Origin of the sequence: Mesorhizobium sp. M1027 (assembly GCF_040318745.1) — a bacterium.
Taxonomy (GTDB): Bacteria; Pseudomonadota; Alphaproteobacteria; order Rhizobiales; family Rhizobiaceae; genus Mesorhizobium.
This window is the reverse complement of the sequence record NZ_JAMYMW010000013.1, coordinates 74,297-94,880: the sequence shown is the minus strand read 5'-3', so window position 1 is coordinate 94,880 and position 20,584 is coordinate 74,297. Positions and strand designations below refer to the sequence as shown.

Genomic DNA, 20,584 nt, shown 5'->3' with positions numbered 1-20,584 from the left:
GCCTAGTCGCGCGCCTACCAGCCGCGCATCCGCTCCCAACGTGCTTCAATCTTGGGGCTGGCCCCGTTGACGACGCTGTAGAAATCATGCTGGGCGGCCGTCGCACACGCATGGTTGGGCAGAATCCGGACCCGAGTCCCGAGCGGCAGCTCGGGCATGGACTTTCCAGAACCGGCACGAATGGCGAGGATACCGTGTTCCTGGCTGGCCTGGGCCACGATCACATCTTCAAGCACCCGCCCCTTTTCGTCGCAGACCACGCCGTAACCCTGGTCGATCTGCTGGTTTGCGGTTCCCCGGTCGCGCGAAAGCGCCATCCATCCAGCGTCGACCAGCACCCATCCCTTTTCCGGCTTGGACCCGATCACCGTGGCCAATACGGAAATCGCGATGTCGTCGAGTTCGCACACCCCAACGCCGTGCTGGACCAGGTCGAAGAACATGTAGACCCCGGCGCGCAGCTCCGTGACCCCCTGAAGATTGCTGGCGAAATGCGCTGTCGGCGTCGAGCCGACGCTGACGATCGGGCAGGCATGGCCATGGGCGCGCAGGATTTCAGCGGCGCGCACCGTGGCTGAACGCTCGTTCTCGCCTGCCTTGACCAGCGCATCGGGCGTGTTCAAGCCATAGGATTCGCCTGCATGGGCGAGAACGCCGACGAGTTTGGCACTGGCCGCGACGACACTGCCGGCCACGTCGAGCAACTTCGGGTCGTCCGGCCTCAAGCCACCGCGATGGTCATCGCAGTCCAGTTCGATGAAAACAGATGGGGTCATACCGGTGGCTTCGCGGACGCTGGCTAGGGCATCGGCCTGCTCGACCGAATCGAGCAACAGCTTCACACCAGCGCCGGTGCGGCGACAAAGCTCCATGGCCCGCTTGGCCGAGGCCGGCGAGATGCCGACCGCATAGGTCATGTCTCGAAAGCCATGGCCCGCGAAATACTCCGCCTCGGCGATGGTCGAGACCGTGATCGGTCCGGGTTCGCGGTGAAACGCGTATCGGGCGACATCGATGCTCTTGGCCGTCTTCATATGCGGGCGCAGCACCACGCCAAGCTTCCTGGCGCGCTCAGCCAAGCGCTGAATGTTGCGTCCGAGCCGCCCACGGTCGAGAAGCAGCGCCGGCGTGACCAAGGCGTCGATCGTCCTAGCCGTCTCGCTCACTGCCAGGTTTGCGGCCACCTTGTTCATAATCTCGTTTCCTAAGTGAACGACTGGTTTGCCAACGCATACATATGGGCTGGCCCCTCGGCGACGGGTCGTTGTCCTTTGACCATGGCGGTCGCAGTGCCGGACCGCTGCAGGCCAAGGCTCGCAAGCCAGTCGCCCAATCCATCCTCGGCATAGACGTCGATGCGAACGAATTGATTGTGAAGCTTCGAAAGCTGGGCCAGGATCAGAAGCCGCGCGTCGTGGTCGCTCTCGGCTGCACAAGGGCCGACGACATAGCCGCGGCCAAACCTCCTGGCGACAGCGTAGCCTGCAATTCGTCCCCTGCGCTCGATGACCAATGCGTTGCCCACATCGGCGAGCGCAGCCACCATCGCCAGCCGGGGCATGCCCGTGGCCCGTTCGTCGAAGGCCTGGATTGCCGCGAGGTCGGAGGCTGTAGCTTGACGGATGTCGTCGCGGGTACTCCGCGTCACGGCGACAGCCAGCGAACCCTGGTGCTGAAGCACCGTGCCCCAGGCAGTGAAGCCGCGTCGCTTGTAGAGCGCCAGCCCCTCTTCGGTTGAGTTGAGCAGCAGGTTGCGACCGAGTGTCGCCTCAAGCAATCCATCAAAGAGCCGGGCGCCGTTGCCACCGCCTTGCGCGGAGCCAGTAACTATGATCATCCCGACCGAGGCATAGGACTGTCCGTAATTCCAGGACATGGCCGTGCCAATCACCTGTCCTGCCCGCTCAAGGACCAGGCCATTGCCGACCATCAGGGCAAATTCCCAATCCTCCTGACGGTAGGGCCAGGCCATCTCCTGCGACAGCTTCAGTGCGCCCGGCAAATGGCGGGTTTCCAATTCCATCAGCTCGATCGGGGCGCTGACGATATCTCTGTCATGCTCAAAGGCCATAAGGTGCAACGCTGTCAGTTGATCCAGAGTCGGATTGACGTCGGATCTTAGGGTCGCGCCCGGCGGACAGATTTCGCTGCTGTTTTGCCCCTTCAAATCAGCGGTATTATTCGTTTTATGCAGTTCCTCGGCATGCCAAATCGTGCAAATCGGGCGAGGAATACCTGGCACCTTGAATCGCAGCTTCGTGGTTGCCCGATCGGCGATGCCCAGGAGGAATTTTGGATGATCTACATCAGCGAAGAGGAGTCAGCCGCCCTCGTCACACATGAACTTGCTTTCGAGGCGGCGCGCGAGGCTCTCGTGGCGGCAGCATCGCGGCAGAGCTGGGTCTTTCCGGCTGTTCTCGGGCGCACACAGGAGGTGACCAATACCTTCTCAATCAAATCCGGTTCGTCGGGCGAGCTGACCGGCGTGAAAATTGGCTCCTTCTGGTCGGGCAACCCGGCACGTGGCCTTCCCCGCCACAACTCGACCATCGTGCTGCTCGATCAGCATACAGGTCGGCTCGGTGCCGTAGTCGAGGCCGGGAAGGTCAACGCCTACAGGACGGCCGCCGCCGACGCGGTTGCGGCCGATCTTCTTGCGCGCAAGCAAGCCAAGGTGCTGGCGATCTTCGGGGCCGGCAACCAGGCGAGCTTCGAAGTGATGGCGCTGGCACGCATCCGCCCAATCGAAACAGTGCTGGTCGTGGCCCGGCCTTCGCCGCGGCGCGACGCTTTTGTCGATCAGATCGGCGAAAGGGGACTGAAGGCGCGCGCTGCCTTGCCGGAAGAAGCCGTGCGCACGGCCGACATCGTGGTGACGGCGACACCCGCACGCGAACCGCTGTTCGATGCCGCTTGGGTGGGACCCGGAACCCATATCGTCAGCATCGGGTCGGATGCTCCGGGCAAACGCGAATTGCCGAGCGAATTGTTTCGCAAGGCACGTCTGTTTTGTGATCTGCTTTCCCAGTCCGTCCAGATCGGCGAGTTCCAACACGTGCGCGACGAAATCGACGCCGGCGTGCTTGCGGTAACACCAATCGGCGACGTTATTGAAAGGCGTGCGCTCGGACGCCACTTCGACAATGAGATCACGGTCTTCGACAGTTCCGGCATCTCCCTGCAGGACCTCTACATGGCCGACGCGCTGATCCGCGCAAAGGCGTCCCACCGCTGATCAGTTTTCGCACCGAGTCCCCAGTCCCGACAGATTTTTCGACACGGCAACAAGGTGGCCGCGCGCGATCCTGCAGTCGTATCAGCGGCGGGCGCGCCAAAGGGGTGCCCGCATGAACCACGGATCGCCCGATGTCGGCGACTAGCGTCTGGCGCGCCAGAAGGCGAGACGGTCCTGCAACCGATAGCCCTGGATAATCGCCGGCATGAACCACGGATTGCCACGATAGAGCGGGACGGCCGAAGGCGGTCGAAAGTCGAACGCAGTGCGCGACTGCTCGCCATGCCCCATCAACTTGTGGGCCGCACGCATGCCAATCCATGGCGCCCAGACCACGCCCGAACCGCAGAAGCCAGTTGCATAGACCACGCCGTCCTTCTCGAAGATGCGGGGCAGCATGTCTCGGTTCATCGCCACATTGCCGAACCAGCAATGCGAAAGGCGCACGTTCTCCAACTCCGGGAAAAGGTTCACCAGGCCCTTGCGAAGGAGAAGTTTCGGCGCCGCCGGATCGCCGAAGCGGGAACTGTCACGGCCCCCCAGCAGGATACGTTTTCCGTCGGGCGAGGGACGATAATAGAAACCGAGTTGCCGGTCCTCGGTGACCGTCATCAGCTTCGGCATCAGTTGCGTCATGACATCGGGCGCAAGTTCCTCGGTGACGATGATCCGGCTGCGGACCGGAACCAGGCGGCGGCGCAGGAAGGGAGCAGCGCCGTCGGTATAGCCGTTGGTACAGACCAGAACCTGCCGTGCGTCCACCGTCCCCGCCGAAGTCGCGACGCGGAACCCCGAACCGTTCCTCTCGATCGACTTGACCACTGTATGCGAATGGACCGTCAACCCGGATGCGAGCGCCACCCGAAGGAGCTCAGCATGGAATTTTGCGGGGTGCAGCCCGCCAATGTCCATCCGAACGGTTCCGCCGCGGTAGAAGTCGGTGCCGATATAACTTCGCTGCTCGGCATGCGGAACCGCGTAGGACTCGATCCCCAGTTTCTTCGCCAGCGTCTCGGCGCCGCGCGCCATCTTCTCATACTGTTCATATCCGAAAGCGCCCTTGAATTGGCCAACCAGTCGGAAGTCGCAGTCGAGCCCTTCGGTCTTGATGAAGTCGTAGAGGAATTCGCGTGCGACCTTTCCCTCGGCCTCGATCGCCATGGCTTTCTCTTCCCCGAAGCGCCGGGTGATCGTAGCATAGTCGGGTCGGATGCTCGCGCTCGTAATCCCGCCGTTGCGGGTGGAAGCACCCTCGCCCGGATTCATTGCGTCAAAAGCTGCGACCGAGCGTCCTTCGCGCACCAGCACAAGCCCGGCCGAAAGACCGGCATAACCGGCGCCGACGATTGCCACGTCAAGCTTCTTTGCGAGGGGCTGCCGCGGCAGCGGCATGACGGGCGCTGCTTCCCACCAGTAGGGTGTGTTCTTGTCGGCGATATGAGGCTCTTGCACGGGGCTGACTTCTCGCTGGGGTGATCTACGGTCGGTGAAACTTCAGATGTGGTCGTCTCGGACGTCGAGCGCATCACGCAGCCCGTCACCGATGAAGTTGAAACTGGTTACCGCGATCGTGATTGCAGCTCCGGGAATGATTGCCAGCCAGGGTGCGCTGCCCAGATATTGCTGGGCGCCGTTGAGCATGTTGCCCCAGCTGGGCAGTGGCGGCTGGATCCCGTAGCCGAGGAAACTGATGTAGGCTTCCATGAGAATGGCGCGCGCGACCGTCAAGGTGGAAGCAACGATAATCGGCCCCATGGCGTTGGGCAGTATCTCGCGGAACATGATGTGGGTGCCACTCAATCCCACCATTCGCCCGGCCAGGACGAACTCGCGTTCTCGTAACGAGCGGACTTCCGCTTCGACTATGCGGGCAACCTCCATCCAACTGGTGAGGGCGATAATGACGGTGATCATCACAGGACTGGGCTTCAGTGCGGCAGCCAGCGCCAGCAGCAGAAAGATCGATGGGAATGACAGGAAACCATCGACCGTGCGCATCAGCATGGCCCCGACCCAGCCGCCGCGATAGCCGGCAATTACGCCGACCAGCGTGCCGATGAGCGTCGACAAAACCATGGCAAAGAAACCCACCAGCAGCGAGATTCGTCCCGCCATCAAAAGCCTTGCCGCCACGTCGCGGCCAAGCGGATCGGTACCTAGAAAGTGGTAGCCCGTCAGCGGAGGGGCAAAGCGGGCCCGCAGATCGATATACAGTGAGTCATAAGGCAGGAGATGGGGGCCGAGGACGCAAGCGAGGCTCAGGAAGATGATCATCGCCAACCCGAGCAGCGCCAAGCGATGACGCATGAAACGACGTGCCGCGCGGTTGTTACTCCATCGGCTTGGAGCTGCATTTGCGGTGAGAGCGGTCATATCGGCTGTCTCCTGTCGGGGAAGTTGCGCGCTCAAGCCAGGCGAATGCGCGGATCGACAATAGCGACGACAATGTCGGCGATCAGGTTTCCAAGCAGAACGAGGATGGCGGAGAACATCAGCAGCCCCATCACAACCGGATAGTCGCTGTAACCAAGACTATCGAGGAACAACCGTCCCATTCCTGGCCAGGTAAAGACGGTTTCGGTCACGAGCGCGCCGGTAAGGACGCTGGGAAGCTGCATCCCGGCCAAGGTAATCATCGGCAAAAGTGCGTTGCCGACGACATGCTTCATCAGAATCCGGCGTTCACTCAAGCCTTTGGCCCGGGCCGTCTTGACGAAATCCTGGCTAATGGCGTCGAGAGTCGCCGTCCGCATGTAGCGGCTCCAGATCGCGACATGGACCAGCGACAGCACGATACTTGGCAGGATCAGATGGTGGAGATAGCCCAGGATCGAGGCATCGCCGATCTCGGACATATTGCCCGCGGGCAGCCAGCCCAGCTTCAGGGAAAAGACGTAGATGCCGACGAGTCCGAACCAGAAGGTGGGGACCGATAACGCGACCATGGCGCCGACAGTTGCAAGATAGTCGAACAGCGAGTAGCGGCGCGTGGCGCCGCGGATTCCGATCCAGGCGCCAATGGAGATTGCAATCACGGTTGAGGAACCCATCAGCAGCAGCGTGGCAAAGAGATGGCTGCCGATGACCTCCAAGACCGGCGCTCCGTCGCGGAAGGAGTGACCCCAGTCGCCCCGCACCAGCCGCCATGCCCAGTCCAGATATTGGATCCATATAGGGCGATCGAGGCCCAGCAGCCCCTTGAGACGCTCGATATCCTGCTGGGTCATTCCGGGATCAAGCCCGAATTGGGCTAGCGGGCCGCCGGGAAGGAGATTCAGAATGCCGAAGCCGATGATCGAAACGATCACAAGCAGCACCAGGCTCTGCAAGAGGCGATTGAGCAGGAAGCCGCGCATTCGAGTCCCTCCATTGTGGGTTGATGATTTTAGTCTGTTGCCGCCGCCGCGGCGGAATCGGGCTGGGCGGCGGCAACTGCGTCTAGGCCTTCCACTTCCAGGCCGCGGCATTCCACGACGCGGTGCGGGTGTTGGCGTTGGGCTCGAAGCCGTCCAGCCCCTTCTTGCGCCCGAGGACGATTGTGTACGCGAACAGCGGCAGGAAGGGCAGATCGTGGCGCACGACTTCCTGCACACGATTATAGATCGCGCGCCGTTCTTCCGGATCGAAGCTGCGAGCACCCTTTTCGAGCAGGGCATCGACCTCAGGATTGGAATATTGCCCGGTGTTCGAACCGTGTCCGCCTTGAGCGGCGATTGCCTTCGTATGGAGCCGGTTTGTGGCGTCGGGGTCGGCGGCAATCAGATAGGTGACGCCCACCATGGCGGTGTCGAATTGCGATTTCAGCCAGAACTCGCCCCACATGACTGCAGCCGGCAAATTCGAGATGGTCATCTCGACGCCTATCTCGGCAAACGTCTGCTGCAGGAACTGCTGCGTCTGCTCGCGCAGGTTGTTGCCGGAAGTTGTCGAGTTGGAGAAGGACAGTCGCACCCCATCCTTGGCCCGGATTCCATCCGGCCCCGGCACCCACCCGGCCTCATCAAGGATTTGGCGCGCCCGGTCCAGATTGAATTCCTGAACCGGCAGGTTCGGGTCATAGTAGTAGGACTCCTTCGGCATGAAGGTCTCGGTGAGGGTACCCACCCCGTAATAGATCGTGTCGACAATCGCCTTCCTGTCCAACGCGGCGTAGAGCGCCTGGCGCACTGCCAGGTCCTTGAACTGCGGGCGGCCCAAATTGAGGTAGATCGACTCCAGGGATGCCCCTGTCTCCAGTGTCACTACGCGGTCTGGTAGTTCGCGGGCTTCAGTATAATGGTCGGCGGTGATGAACGACTGATCGACAAGGTCCACGTCGCCGCTCTTGAACTGAGTGTAGAGCACGGTCATGTCGGGGATGTATTTGAAGATGAGCTGCTCGACATAGGGACCTTCGCCGGCGTACTCAGGATTGGCGACGAGCTCGATATGATCGCCCGCAACACGCTGGCCCCATTTGAATGCTCCGGTGCCGACCGGCGCCTGGTTGAACGCGGCTGTATTCGGATCGGCTTCTTTCCCCAGAATGTGCTTGGGCACGATGAAGGTTTCGGCCAAGAACGAAAGATAGGGCGCGAAGGCCTCCTTCATCCGCCATGTGATCTCGGTGGGCGAAACCACTGTGATGTCCTGCACGAGCGAATGGCCGCTCGTGCGCCAAGCCCGAAACTTCGGGTTCGTGATGAGCTCAAGGGTGAATTTCACGTCTTCGGCCGTGAAGGGCTCACCGTCGTGCCAGCGGGCATTGTCACGCAACCGGATGCGCCAGTTGAGACCGTCCTCCGAAATGCCGCCGTTCTTCTGGCTTGGCACCTCGGCCGCGAGGTTTGGATGTAGACCACCTTGGGGATCCATGCGGACCAGCGCGTCGAAAACCGAGAAATGGATCGCGTCATCGACTTCGATATGCGCCATCAGCGGATTGAACACGGTCGGCTCTTGGGAGAGGCCGACGACGACGCGCCCGGCCGGCCCTGCCGGAGGGGTCTTGGCGAAGGCGGGCTTGCCCAACAGATTGGGCGCGATGAGGCCTGCAGCCCCACCTATCGCCATCAGTCGCAGCGCTTCGCGCCTCGAGTAGTTGGACGTAGTCGATGAATTTTTGGTCATGGTAGTTCCTCTCTTGTTATTTCTTATGCGTTTGCTGCTACTGGACGGGCATTGCCCGGCCGCTCTCCTGGAATCGCCGCTACCAGTTGGCGCGTGTAGGCTGCTTGCGGGTTCAGGAATATTTGCGAGGGCGGTCCGCGCTCGACGATCCGGCCCTTCTGCATCACTGCGATTTCGTCGCAGATCTGGCTGGCGACGCGCAGGTCGTGCGTGATGAAGACCATCGACACGCCCGTCTCGCGCTGGATCTGGTCCAGAAGCTGCAGGATCTGTGCCTGGATCGACACGTCGAGTGCGGAGACCGCCTCGTCGGCAATCAACAGCTTCGGCTTGAACATCAGCGCACGAGCGATGCCGATGCGCTGGCGTTGCCCACCCGAGAACTCGTGCGGGTAGCGGCCAAAAGCGCCGGCATCGAGACCGACATGGGCCAGAAGCGCACGCGCTTCATCGCGCGCTTGGACATAAGGCATCCCGTGCGCCAGCGGGCCTACCGTCATGATGTGACCGACCGTCGAGCGTGGGTTCAGAGAAGCGAAGGGATCCTGGAAGATCATCTGGATCCGCGGTCGAAGCGGGCGGAACTTCGCTTCGGAAAGCTTGGCTATGTCACAGCCTTGAAACAAGATCTCGCCGCCGTCATTGTCCAGCAGCTTGATCAGCAGCCGGCCCAGCGACGATTTCCCCGAACCGCTCTCGCCTACGACCCCAAGCGTGCGGCCGGGCGCCAGTTCGAACGAAACCTCGTTGACCGCTGTCACAGTCCGTTGCGCGCCGAACAGCGCGCTGCCACCGCGATAGGTCTTCACCAGACCCTCAACCTTCAGGATCGGCTCCTTGCTGGCAGCGTCCGGACGGGGGCGATCTTCGCCGGTCAAATGCGGTACGGCTGCGATCAGGCGCTGGGTATAAGGGTGCTTGGGCGACTTCAACACCTGCTCGGCGCTGCCTTGTTCGACGACATGGCCCTTTTCCATCACCACGACGCTGTCGGCGATCTCGGCCACCACGCCGAAATCGTGGGTGATGAACATCACGCTCATGCCCTTGCGCCGCTGAATGTCACGGATCAGTTGCAGGATCTGAGCCTGGGTGGTGACGTCGAGCGCGGTGGTCGGCTCATCGGCAATCAGCACCGTCGGCTCAAGCGCCAAGGCCATGGCGATCATGACGCGCTGCCGCTGCCCGCCCGAAAGCCGGAACGGGTACTGGTAATACATGAGTTCGGGATCTGGCAGGCCTACTTCAGTGAGCAGTTCGATTGCGCGGTTGCGACAGGTTTGTGGCGTGCCGAAGCCGTGCGCTGCCATGACCTCGTCAATCTGCGCGCCCACCGTCATCAGGGGATTGAGCGCCGAGAGCGGGTCCTGAAAGATCATCGACACGACCCGTCCACGCAGGTTGCGCAGCTTGTCTGGCGACATGCCGACGATGTTCATCCCTTCCAGCTGGATGACACCCGATGAGAGCCGGATCACCTTCGGCAGAAGCCCCATGATCGCGTTCGCCGTCACCGACTTACCCGATCCGGACTCGCCTATGATGCAAAGGATCTGGCCGCGTTTCAGATCGAAGGAAATATCCTTGACAGCATGGGTCCGTTCCATGCCTTGCGGCAAATTCACTGTGAGGTCGCGCACCGAAAGCGCCACATCGTGGGGGGCTACAGCCTGGATGCTTGCGATCATCGAGATCACCTCCCCTTTCAACCGAGCGCGTCCACCCTGTTGCGGACCGCTTCATCGCCCTTTGAGCAGAAGCGCCTCACCCTAGCGGCCGTAGTCCGGCGTTCTCGGCGCTTCGCGCGCTGAGGCTGCGAGAGACGGGTTCTGCTCATCCTGGCGGCTCCCTTATGAAATCCGATCCGTGTACCGGACTCTGTTCCCTTTTTCTTGGAGAACTCTCCGAAGGAGCAAGCCTTGCCTGTCGAATGTCCTCTGGAGCCTGCCTGCCAAAAGGAAGGGTTGCTCCGTTCTTGCAGCCAGTCTGACTGTTCTGTTTCCGCAGAGTCTTCGAAACTTGGCCCTCGCGCGGCAGGAACTTCTGAAAAGAACATCCAGTTCGGCATTTCACTCTGTTCCCGTTTCGGCGCGGAAACCGGGATCAGGCAACCATATCCTTTATTCGGCAATACGTGGCCATGAGGGATAGGACCAAAGATTTCCGGTGTACATCGACACCATTTGCGGGCCATGGCGCCCAAACGGATTGGTGACCGTGCGGCCCATCGCAATGTCGGCCAAGGCGCTGCCGATCAAGGTCGACGACTGCGCCGTATGCCGCCCATGCCGCAGATGACGCGACTGCATGAAATGTACTCCAGCTTGCCCACGCAGCGAGCTCTTAGCGCAATAATTGCCTGTCCTGGGGGCTGCTAAACGCAGGAAATTCCGTCCAGGCACAAACTCCGCAGTCTGCCTCTGCGGGCGGCAGGTTAGGATGGTTCAAATTACCGGAGTCCCATCCATGCCCGCGCCGCTCATGCACATCGACTGCAGCCCTTCCCTCCCTCGCGAGGCGGACGTCGTCGTCATCGGCGGCGGGGTGGTGGGCGTGTTCAGCGCTTACTATCTGGCGCGCCGCGGCCTCAAGGTTGCTCTGGTCGAGAAGGGGCGTATCGCGGCCGAGCAGTCCAGCCGCAACTGGGGTTGGTGCCGCCAGCAGAACCGCGATGCGCGTGAGCTGCCGATGGCGACCAAGAGCCTCGACCTCTGGGAGAAGGTAGCACAGGAGACCGGCCAAGACACCGGCTTTCGCCGCTGCGGGCTCCTCTATCTCTCACAAGACGAAAATGAGCTGGCAGGCTGGGCGAAGTGGCGCGATTTTGCGAGAACGGTCGGCGTCACCACGCACATGCTGAGCGCGGAAGAAGCCACCGAACGGGGCAGAGCGACGCGCCGCAAATGGAAAGGTGGCGTGTTCTCGCCAACCGACGGAACGGCGGACCCTTCCAAGGCAGTGCCGGTTGCAGCGCGCGGCATCATGGCGGCGGGAGGCACCGTACATCAGCACTGCGCGGCGCGCGGGCTGGAATTGAGCGCCGGCCGGGTGAGCGCTGTCGTGACCGAAGCGGGTAGCATCCGGACAAAGACCGTGGTCATGGCCGGGGGCGCGTGGGCGTCTTCCTTCTGCAACCAGCTCGGTGTGCGTTTTCCGCAAGCTGCCGTGCGTCAGTCCATTCTGGCCGTGGCGCCAGGCGCAAACGGTCTGCCAGATGCCCTGCATACCGCTCGCATCTCTCTGACGCGGCGCAGCAACGGTGGATACACGCTGGCGATCAGCGGGCGGGCGCGTGTCGATCCAACGCCGCAACAGTTCAGGTTCAGCCGCGAGTTTGTACCTATGTTCGCCCGCCGCTGGCGCAATCTCGCCCCGGGCGCCTTCGAGGGCTGGCGTCAGGGCCACGAAAGCCTGCGCAAATGGACCCTCGACGACATCACGCCAATGGAACGGAACCGGATTCTCGACCCGAAGCCCGACATGGGGCAGATTCGGCTGACATATCGGAGAGCCTGCGAATTGATCCCCGAACTCCAACGGGTGGCGATCTCCGATGTGTGGGCGGGTTATATCGACAGTACACCCGACGGCATTCCCGCAGTCGGCGAAGTGGCGGGGATTCCGGGCTTCATCCTGGCGGCGGGATTCAGCGGTCACGGCTTCGGGATTGGTCCCGGTGCGGGGCATATGATCGCCGACATCATCGCAGGCAGCGAGCCTATTGTCGATCCGCGTCCTTATAGGCCCGAGCGTCTGAAGACCGCTGCGTGGGGCAAGGTCGCTGAATTCTGAGAAGACCGTCTTGCCAAGGTACAATCGGTCGCACACGAGATTGAGGCACGATGCGGCCAGCACCAAAAACAGGGAACTGACGATGCGCGAATATGAGATTGCCGCCATTCCTGCCGACGGGATCGGGCCAGAGGTCATTGCCGCAGGTCTCCAGGCGCTTGAGGCGCTGCAGCAACGCTGCGGCGACTTCAAGCTGCGCGTCCAGCACTTCGACTGGGGCTCGGATTACTACAAGGCCCATGGTCGGATGATGCCCGAAGATGGCGTGGCGCAACTGAAGCGCTTCGACGCCATCTTCTTTGGCGCGGTAGGCGCTCCCGACTTGCCCGACAATATCACGCTCTGGGGCCTCCGGCTGCCGATTTGCCAAGGCTTTGATCAATACGCGAACGTGCGGCCAACAAGAATATTGCCCGGGATTGTTTCGCCTCTGGCGGGTGTTGGCCCTGGCGATCTGGATTGGGTGATCGTGCGGGAGAATTCCGAGGGCGAGTATTCGGGCCACGGCGGCCGCGCCCATCGCGGCCTCCCCGAGGAGGTCGGAACCGAGGTCGCGATCTTCACGCGCGTCGGCGTCACCCGCATCATGCGCTATGCATTCCGGCTGGCGCAGTCACGGCCGCGAAAGCTCCTGACCGTGGTTACGAAATCCAACGCTCAGCGTCACGGGATGGTAATGTGGGACGAAATCGCAGCCGAGGTGGCGCAAGAGTTCCCTGACGTCGCGTGGGACAAGATGCTAGTCGATGCTATGACAGTGCGTATGACGTTGAAACCTCGGAGCCTCGATACGATCGTCGCCACCAATCTTCACGCCGACATATTGTCGGACCTTGCAGGCGCGCTCGCGGGCAGTCTCGGCGTTGCACCGACCGCCAACATTGATCCCGAGCGTCGCTATCCCTCGATGTTCGAGCCAATTCACGGCTCGGCATTCGACATCGCCGGCAAGGGTATTGCCAACCCGGTCGCCACCTTCTGGACCGCTGCCCAGATGCTCGAACATCTGGGCGAGAGCGCAGCGGCCGTGCGGTTGATGAGCGCTGTGGAAACGGTGACGAGTGAAGGCGTGCTGACGCCGGACGTGGGAGGGACAGCGACCACGCAGGAAGTGACGGACGCCGTCTGCCGAGCGATCCGCGGTTCGAACATGTGACAGGTTTCCAATGAAGCTCGACAAGATCGACATCAAGATCTTATCCCAACTGCAAAAGAACGGGCGAGTCACGAATGTCGAGCTTGCCGACCTTGTCAACCTTTCGCCGAGCCCTTGCCTGATGCGGGTGAAGAAGCTTCAGGCGGAAGGCTTCATCACCGGCTATTCCGCCCAGATCGATGTGTCCAAGCTCGGACAGACTCTAACGATCTTCACCGAAGTCACGCTCAAGCACCATCAACAGAACGACTTCGCGAGATTTCTTACCGCAATTCAGAAAGTCGATTCGGTCATCGAATGCCATCTGGTTTCAGGCGGATACGACTATCTTGTGAAGTTTGTCACAGCAGGCATCAGCGAGTACCAGACGATTATGGAGCGCATGATCGAATTGGATATCGGAATCGACAAATATTTCAGCTTCGTCGTGCTGAAGTCACCGATCGTGAAATCCCATTTGCCTCTCGACATCATTTTCGACAAATGAGAATGCAGCTCCGGCTCGGTCCTCAAGCGGCGGGCGCTCGTGCCAAGCTCCATCTTGTTGCGCGCGGCATTTGTCGAATGACGATGTCACGTTTCGGGGGAGGCCGTCATTGCCACCCTGTCGTCAAATGGCTTGAATATGAACTGTATAGGCAGGTAGCGCGCACAGCTTGCGGAGTTGCGACAATCTCGCCTCGGGTCACAGTTGGAGCAAAGGCAAGAGGCGAAAAGATGAACAAGATTGACACTTTGATCCACCGAAGAGCTGACGATCGCCGGATGACTGCGCAAGCCTGTGTATCGCGTATTCTCCGGAACGCCAAAGCCCGCGGCGTCGATATCTCTGTTGTCGGATCCCTCGCGAAAAACCGTTTCCGCGTCCACTCTGACGTAGATCTGCTGGTGCACGGACGCACTGATCCCGCGCGCCGGGCCATGGTGGAGCGCTTGGTCGCAGACCAGCTTCGGGGAACGAACATTCCTTATGACCTGATCTTTGCCTCAGACGTTTCGTCCGAACGAGTGCAGGAATTGCTTAATGGCAGCGTTTAAGCATCCGGCGTTCGCAAAACTGTCGCCAAAAATCGACCGCGCTGCGAAGGAACTGCAGCAAGCGAGGAATATCTGGCGAATCGGAGTGAGCTGTCACTCGGCAAATGGGGCGCGATCGCAGCAGTTCGCTGGGAGTCCACAATGTCTACAACAGCATCGAGGACATCCTGCTCAGCCTCTCCAACGATATAGACGGCCTCGTTCTCCAAGGGCCTACGATGCACCAGGACGTGCTCGATCAGATGTCGGCGGAAATTGCAGGCATCCGACCGGCTGTGCTCGACCCCGAGCTTTATCAGTCCTTGAGTGAGTTAAACGGATTCCGTCACCTGGTGAGGCATCGGTACGGTTTTGACCTGAAAACCGACAAGGTGCAGGAAAGCCTCGACAGGGTAAAAGAGGCATTTCCGTCTTTCCTCGAGGCCATTGTTCACCTGGAAAGCACTCTTACTTAGGAAAACACGCACGACAGTGATGGCCGCGGCGACGGCTCAGGGGGCCGGGTGGTCCCTGAACCAATGGCTCAGTCGTGTGCGCCGGAAGAGATTCTGCGGGCGTTGACCCCTGAGAATTGTCGGCTGGTGGCGCTGATCCATCGGTATCGACCGCAAAGCATCACGGAGCTGTGCAGGTTGGCGGCGCGTCCGCAGCCGAACGTATCCCGCTCCTTGGCGGCCCTTGAGCGGGCGGGAATTGTCTCAATGGCGGGCTCCAGGCCGAAGAGACCCGAACTCGCCGTGCAACGAGTCACGATCGACCTCGCTGAGCTTCAGAATGGCCGATGCGAGGTCGACGATTCGTGGAGACAAATCGCCCGACCATCATCTTTGCTGCGCGATGGGTGACAGGGGCAAAAGTCGATCAGTGGGTGCGCCGCTGACCAGGTTTGGCAAGTGGCAGACGTGAAGCCTCGGTGACGCCGAGCCAAGCGTTCGTACAGCGGAGAAAGAAGCGTCTGGGCTGATACTTAGGCCGGGACACATGCGAAAGACCCGGGCGGCGTGAGTTTAGCCCTGGTCAATGCAATGCGCCCGCTGATCATGCCTTCATCGCTGCCCGCACGTCCTTATCTTCGAGGGTTTGGTCCAGCGTCATCCGCGTGCGTTCAAGGATTTCATCAATATCGTCCTCGGTGCAGCAGAGCGGCGGCGCAAAGCCGAGGATGCCGCTGTTGAAGGCACGGATGACAAGGCCGTTTGCCCACGCGCGCTCGAAGATGCGGCGCCCCGGATCGGCCGCCGCCGGCAGCGGTGTCTTGCGTGCCTTGTCGGTGACCAACTCGATTGCTGCCAGCATGCCGCGACCGCGAATGTCGCCAACCAGCGGGTGGTCGGCGAGCGAGCGAAGGCCTTCCATCAACCGCTTCCCCACCTTCCGCCCATTCTCGAGCAGGCCATCTTCATAGAGACGCAGACATTCGAGCCCGACCGCCGCGCTCACGGGATGGGCCGAATAGGTATAGCCATGGCCGACAGCCGCTTTGCCGGCTCCGTCCGCGATCGTATTGTACACATGGTCCGACATGAAGACGGCGCCCATCGGCACGTAGCCCGAGGTCAGTCCCTTCGCCGTGGTCATGAAATCCGGCACGACCTCGTCTTCCTCACAGGCGAAGAGAGGGCCTGTGCGGCCAAAGGCAGTGATAACTTCGTCGGCAATGAACAGAATGTCGTGTTCCTTGCACACGGCGTGCAGAGCCTTCAGCCAACCTGTCGGTGGAACGAGGACACCGCCCGAACCCTGGATGGGTTCGGCGTAGAAGGCCGCAACGCGGCCCGCGCCGAGTTCTGCAATTTTGGCCCGCAGGGCCGCGACCGATGCGCCGATGATCGCCTGCGGATCGGAACCGACTGGATTGCGATAGGCGTAGTGCGAGGGAATCTTGTGCTGCCAGTCGTAAGGCACGCCGAAACCCGCGTGAAAAGCCGGGATCGCGGTCAGACCTGACCCTGCCGTCGAGGATCCATGGTAGCCGTGCTCCACGGAGATGAACTGGTCCTTTTGCGGCGTACCCTTGGCATGGTAGTAATAGCGAATGAAGCGGATCGTACTGTCGACTGCGTCGGAGCCGCCAAGCGTGAAATAGACATGGTTCAAATCGCCGGGCGCCAGCTCGGCAAGCCTGGCAGCAAGGCGAATGGCAGGCTCGGATCCCAACCCGAAATATCCCGTCGCATAGGGAAGCTCTCTTAGCTGCTTTGTCGCTGCTTCAATGACGCTTTCCTGGCCATATCCGATATTTACACACCATAGACCGGCGAATCCGTCCAGCAGGGTTTTCCCGCTTGCATCGGTCACGGTTGCGCCTTTGGCGGATTTGAGCACCCGCACGCCCGTCTCCTCGTGGCTCCGATAGCATGAAAACGGGTGAACCAGATGTGCGCGATCGAGTTCGATCAGTGAGTTTGCCAGCATTTGCTTCCTCCGATTCAGCGTAGTGCCTGACTTACGAGAGCGTAAGTCCGGTGTGGTGCGGTTTCGTCCTTCAGCTCGTTTTCCAGCGTGATCTGCTGCGCGGTCACGGTTCATTTCGGGCCTGAATTCGCCTAGGCCGAAGATAGCCCGCCGCGGACAGCAGTTCCTCCCGACCAGAACCTGAGCGATGGGCGTTTTGACTTTCCTTTGTCGCCGGCGCCGCATCTTATGCCGACGCGCGGCTGAAGGATCGCGCTCCGCCGAAGCTCGAAACGAACTCAGGCGCAACTCTCTGCCAAAGCTCTCACGCAATACAAAACAATCTGCTTCAGGGCGCATCGAATGCGGCGACTAGTCTTCTGCGGTCCTCATTATGATCCTTGCTGTTAAAGGCACGCGGTGCCGACAGGATTGGAAGGATCGACGCCCATGACCCAGTTCAGACCGAAATACATCACCTTCGACTGCTATGGTACGCTGACCAACTTCGACATGGCCGGTGCGGCGAGACGCGTATACGGCGCGCAGCTCTCCCCAGCTGGGATGGCGCAGTTCATCAAGGATTTCTCGGCCTATCGCCTCGACGAGGTTCTTGGCGCCTGGAAGCCGTACAGCGAGGTCGTGCACAATTCCGTGGAACGGACCTGCAAGCGCAACGGCGTCGCATTCCGGCCCGAAGATGCCCAACGCATCTATGCGGAAGTGCCGACATGGGGTCCGCACCCGGATGTCCCGGCGGGCCTGGCCAAGGTCGCCAAGGAGATTCCGCTGGTGATCCTGTCGAACTCCATGAAGAGCCTGATCATGTCGAATGTGGAGAAACTCGGCGCACCCTTTCACATGGTCATCACGGCCGAGGAGACCGGCGCCTACAAGCCGCAGATGAAGGGCTTCGAATATATGCTCGAGAAGCTAGGCTGCGGCCCGGAGGACATCACACATGTGTCGTCTTCATTCCGCTACGATCTCATGACCGCCTATGATCTTGGCATCAAGAGCAAGGTCTGGGTGAACCGCGGCCATGAACCTGCGAACCCCTTCTACGAATATACCGAAATCAAGGATATCGGCGGTTTGGCCGGCGCCGTCGGGCTGGAGCCTGTTCGGGAATTCGCCTAACTTTGTTTGCTGGCGCAGTCGCACCAGGCTGAGGCACTCCCAGACGTTAATAATCACTGGTCGCGATAGAGAAAGGGGCGGTTTTCACCGCCCCTTTCTTGTGGTTCCAACGCTTTAGGGCTGCAAGTGTTTCCACCTGCGTGCAAGATAACTAGTTAAGCCCGCCAACATGAAGCGCCTTGACCTCGAGATATTCCTCGATGCCGAGCTGCGATCCTTCGCGCCCCACTCCCGATTGCTTGACACCGCCGAAAGGCGCAACCTCGGTAGAGATCATGCCTGTGTTGAGCCCGACCATACCGAACTCCAGCGCCTCGGCAACACGCCATGAGCGCTTGAGGTTGTCGGTGTAGAAGTAGGCGGCAAGGCCGAACGGCGTACCGTTCGCAATGGCGATGGCCTCTTCCTCCGTCTCGAAGCGAAAAAGCGGCGCCACTGGACCGAACGTCTCTTCCGATGCCAGGAGCATCCCCGCAGTAGCTTCTCCCAGCACGACGGGCCGTGCATATTGCTTACCCTCCGGCATCGTCTCGCTTTGGGCGATGATCTGCGCGCCTTTCGCCTGAGCATCGGCGATGTGACGCTCGATCTTGTCGATCGCGGCTGCGTTGATCATCGGGCCGATCTCAGTGCCCTCATCGGTCCCTGCGCCAACCTTCATCCGCGTGACGCGCCGGCTCAGCTTTTCGGCGAAAGCGTCGTAAACGCGTTCCTGCACAAGAATCCGGTTCGCGCAGACGCAGGTTTGACCGCCATTGCGGAACTTGGATGCGATCACCCCTTCAACTGCCTTATCCAGATCGGCGTCGTCAAAGACGATAAAGGGTGCGTTGCCGCCAAGCTCCAGGCTCAGCCGCTTGATGGTATCGGACGCGCCGCGCATGAGCAGCGCACCGACGCGGGTCGAACCGGTGAACGAGATCTTGCGCACCGTCTGATTGGCCATCAGTTCGTTGCCGATTTCGACGGGCATGCCGGTCACAATGTTGATCACGCCTGCAGGGATACCTGCCCGTTCCGCCAGAACGCCGAGCGCCAGCGCCGAGAATGGCGTAAATTCCGACGGCTTGATGACAACCGTACAACCTGCGGCCAGCGCCGGTGCTACTTTGCGTGCGATCATCGCGTTGGGGAAATTCCACGGCGTGATGATGGCGCAGACGCCGACGGGTTCTTTCAGCACCAGAATGCGGCGATCGGCCGTGGGTGACGGAATGGTCGAGCCACCGATCCGGCGAGCTTCTTCGGCGAACCATTTCACGAAGGAGGCGCCGTAATGGATTTCCGCCAATGCCTCGGCAAGCGGCTTGCCCTGTTCCAGCGTCAGCAGGAGCGCGAGATCCTGTTCGTGCTGGCGGATGAGGTCGTGCCAGCGTTCCAGAAATCCTGCACGCTCGGCATGCGTCCTTTTCTTCCAGCCTTTGAAGGCCTCGGCCGCGGCATCGATTGCCGCTCTCGTCTCGTTCTCCCCCATTGCGGGAACGGTGCCGAGAACACTTTGGCTGGCAGGGTCAATGACATCGACCGCGCCCTTCGTTTCCGCATCCCGCCAGACACCGCCAATCAGCGCCTGCTGGCGAAAAAGGTCGGAATCGTTGAACATGCCAACCTTCGTCATCGCATTCATGGTCTTTTCCTCTTCCCTTTCAACTTAATCCTGCCAGCACGGCCTGCGCGATCGTTTCAGTCCTGTCCTTGCCTGCGATCGTGCCAATCCCCCGCGCGGTTGCGGACTCGATTGCCGACATCACTTCCGCCGCAGCGTGCCCCTCGCCCAGATGCTCGAGCATCATGGCACCGGACCAGATCGCGGCGATCGGATTGGCGACGCCGAGATGCGCGATGTCGGGCGCCGAACCATGGACCGGCTCGAACATGGAAGGCACGCTGCGATCGGGATTGATATTGGCGGAGGCGGCGTAACCCAGCCCTCCCTGAATGGCCGCTCCAATATCGGTGAGGATGTCGCCGAAAAGGTTCGATGCGACGATTACGTCGAGGCTTTCCGGCGCCAGGACCATACGGGCGGCAATGGCGTCGATGTGGTAGTGCGAGACCTCCACATCGGCATAGTCTTTCGCCACCTCGCGCGTGACCTCATCCCAGAAAACCATGGAGTGCTTCTGCGCGTTGGATTTGGTGACAGATGCGAGCTTCTTGCGACGCGCCCGCGCCTGTTCGAAACCGAAACGGATGATCCGTTCGACACCCGTACGCGTGAAGATCGCAGTCTCAACCGCGACCTCATCGGCCGTGCCGGAATGAACGCGCCCACCGGCGCCGGAATATTCGCCTTCCGTATTCTCACGGATGCACAGGATATCGAAACCATCGGAGCGGAGGGGCCCCTGAACGCCCGGCAACAGCCGGTGCGGTCGTATGTTGGCGTACTGCGTGAAGCCTTTCCGGATCGGCAGGAGCAGTCCGTGAAGCGATACTGAGTCGGGCACTTCCGCGGACCAGCCCACAGCGCCGAGATAGATCGCATCGAATTTTCGGAGTGTATCGATGCCGTCTGACGGCATCATTGCACCGGTCTCCAGGTAGTAGGCGCACGACCACGGGAATCTTATGTCATCAAGGACGAAACCGCCCTGCTTAGCCGCCACTTGCAGCACCTGCCATGCCGCCTGCGTCACGTCCTTGCCGATGCCGTCGCCGGGGATCAGCGCTATCTTGTAGGTCTTCATGGATGGAGGTCCTCATTCGCACTGGCGTGG

At 60.9% G+C, this 20,584-nt stretch carries 19 protein-coding genes; 8 read left to right on the top strand and 11 right to left on the bottom strand.

Going from position 1 to position 20,584, the window contains the following annotated elements:
• Nucleotides 1–14: 14 nt before the first annotated feature.
• Both NKH50_RS23515 and NKH50_RS23510 read right to left on the bottom strand, forming a co-directional pair.
• A complete protein-coding gene (locus NKH50_RS23515; RefSeq protein ID WP_352881268.1) occupies nt 15–1,193 on the bottom strand; it encodes an alanine racemase in 1,179 nt (392 codons plus the stop codon).
• A gap of 11 nt (nt 1,194–1,204) precedes the next feature.
• On the bottom strand, nt 1,205–2,167 hold the full coding sequence (locus NKH50_RS23510) for a GNAT family N-acetyltransferase (RefSeq protein ID WP_352881266.1): 963 nt from the start codon (nt 2,165–2,167) through the stop codon (nt 1,205–1,207).
• Between the two features lie 129 nt (nt 2,168–2,296).
• Here NKH50_RS23510 and NKH50_RS23505 point away from each other — a divergent pair, with 129 nt between their 5' ends.
• Nucleotides 2,297–3,235, top strand: coding sequence for an ornithine cyclodeaminase family protein (locus NKH50_RS23505; RefSeq protein WP_352752778.1), 939 nt, complete (start codon nt 2,297–2,299; stop codon nt 3,233–3,235).
• A 141-nt stretch (nt 3,236–3,376) separates the two neighbouring features.
• On the opposite strand, the gene NKH50_RS23500 is transcribed toward NKH50_RS23505, so the two are convergent.
• The 6 genes from NKH50_RS23500 to NKH50_RS23475 all read right to left on the bottom strand — a co-directional run bounded on the left by NKH50_RS23500 (nt 3,377) and on the right by NKH50_RS23475 (nt 10,653).
• Nucleotides 3,377–4,627 (bottom strand): NAD(P)/FAD-dependent oxidoreductase, encoded by a 1,251-nt coding sequence (locus tag NKH50_RS23500; RefSeq protein ID WP_502896186.1) that lies wholly within the window; start codon nt 4,625–4,627, stop codon nt 3,377–3,379.
• 102 nt (nt 4,628–4,729) lie between these two features.
• A complete protein-coding gene (locus NKH50_RS23495) occupies nt 4,730–5,608 on the bottom strand; it encodes an ABC transporter permease (protein WP_352881263.1) in 879 nt (292 codons plus the stop codon).
• A gap of 32 nt (nt 5,609–5,640) precedes the next feature.
• Nucleotides 5,641–6,591: an ABC transporter permease gene (locus NKH50_RS23490; protein WP_352507726.1), complete on the bottom strand. Its 951-nt coding sequence runs from the start codon at nt 6,589–6,591 to the stop codon at nt 5,641–5,643.
• Between the two features lie 82 nt (nt 6,592–6,673).
• Entirely contained in the window at nt 6,674–8,344 is a 1,671-nt protein-coding gene (locus NKH50_RS23485) for a peptide ABC transporter substrate-binding protein (RefSeq protein WP_352507725.1), read from the bottom strand.
• A gap of 23 nt (nt 8,345–8,367) precedes the next feature.
• Nucleotides 8,368–10,032 (bottom strand): ABC transporter ATP-binding protein, encoded by a 1,665-nt coding sequence (locus tag NKH50_RS23480; RefSeq protein ID WP_352507724.1) that lies wholly within the window; start codon nt 10,030–10,032, stop codon nt 8,368–8,370.
• Between the two features lie 432 nt (nt 10,033–10,464).
• Nucleotides 10,465–10,653, bottom strand: a complete 189-nt coding sequence (locus NKH50_RS23475; RefSeq protein ID WP_352507723.1) for a hypothetical protein — start codon at nt 10,651–10,653, stop codon at nt 10,465–10,467.
• Nucleotides 10,654–10,810: 157 nt separating this feature from the next.
• Between NKH50_RS23475 and NKH50_RS23470 the strand changes: the two genes are divergently transcribed.
• The 6 genes from NKH50_RS23470 to NKH50_RS23445 all read left to right on the top strand — a co-directional run bounded on the left by NKH50_RS23470 (nt 10,811) and on the right by NKH50_RS23445 (nt 15,175).
• On the top strand, nt 10,811–12,136 hold the full coding sequence (locus NKH50_RS23470; RefSeq protein WP_352881260.1) for an NAD(P)/FAD-dependent oxidoreductase: 1,326 nt from the start codon (nt 10,811–10,813) through the stop codon (nt 12,134–12,136).
• Between the two features lie 82 nt (nt 12,137–12,218).
• Nucleotides 12,219–13,292: a tartrate dehydrogenase gene (locus NKH50_RS23465; protein WP_352507721.1), complete on the top strand. Its 1,074-nt coding sequence runs from the start codon at nt 12,219–12,221 to the stop codon at nt 13,290–13,292.
• Between the two features lie 10 nt (nt 13,293–13,302).
• On the top strand, nt 13,303–13,779 hold the full coding sequence (locus NKH50_RS23460) for an Lrp/AsnC family transcriptional regulator (protein ID WP_023718597.1): 477 nt from the start codon (nt 13,303–13,305) through the stop codon (nt 13,777–13,779).
• Between the two features lie 230 nt (nt 13,780–14,009).
• On the top strand, nt 14,010–14,330 hold the full coding sequence (locus NKH50_RS23455; protein WP_352507720.1) for a nucleotidyltransferase domain-containing protein: 321 nt from the start codon (nt 14,010–14,012) through the stop codon (nt 14,328–14,330).
• 104 nt (nt 14,331–14,434) lie between these two features.
• Complete coding sequence (locus tag NKH50_RS23450; RefSeq protein ID WP_352507718.1) at nt 14,435–14,785, top strand: ribonuclease toxin HepT-like protein; 351 nt, start codon at nt 14,435–14,437, stop codon at nt 14,783–14,785.
• 63 nt (nt 14,786–14,848) lie between these two features.
• On the top strand, nt 14,849–15,175 hold the full coding sequence (locus NKH50_RS23445) for an HVO_A0114 family putative DNA-binding protein (RefSeq protein WP_352881398.1): 327 nt from the start codon (nt 14,849–14,851) through the stop codon (nt 15,173–15,175).
• Nucleotides 15,176–15,368: 193 nt separating this feature from the next.
• Here NKH50_RS23445 and NKH50_RS23440 read toward each other — a convergent pair whose 3' ends face one another.
• A complete protein-coding gene (locus NKH50_RS23440) occupies nt 15,369–16,745 on the bottom strand; it encodes an aspartate aminotransferase family protein (protein ID WP_352881396.1) in 1,377 nt (458 codons plus the stop codon).
• A gap of 429 nt (nt 16,746–17,174) precedes the next feature.
• Between NKH50_RS23440 and NKH50_RS23435 the strand changes: the two genes are divergently transcribed.
• The gene (locus NKH50_RS23435) at nt 17,175–17,864 is read left to right on the top strand and encodes a haloacid dehalogenase type II (RefSeq protein ID WP_352752789.1); all 690 of its coding nucleotides are present in this window, start codon (nt 17,175–17,177) and stop codon (nt 17,862–17,864) included.
• Nucleotides 17,865–18,015: 151 nt separating this feature from the next.
• Here NKH50_RS23435 and NKH50_RS23430 read toward each other — a convergent pair whose 3' ends face one another.
• Together NKH50_RS23430 and NKH50_RS23425 are read right to left on the bottom strand one after the other, a co-directional pair.
• Entirely contained in the window at nt 18,016–19,491 is a 1,476-nt protein-coding gene (locus tag NKH50_RS23430) for an NAD-dependent succinate-semialdehyde dehydrogenase (protein ID WP_352881257.1), read from the bottom strand.
• A 19-nt stretch (nt 19,492–19,510) separates the two neighbouring features.
• The gene (locus NKH50_RS23425) at nt 19,511–20,554 is read right to left on the bottom strand and encodes a tartrate dehydrogenase (RefSeq protein WP_352777389.1); all 1,044 of its coding nucleotides are present in this window, start codon (nt 20,552–20,554) and stop codon (nt 19,511–19,513) included.
• Nucleotides 20,555–20,584: the final 30 nt, after the last annotated feature.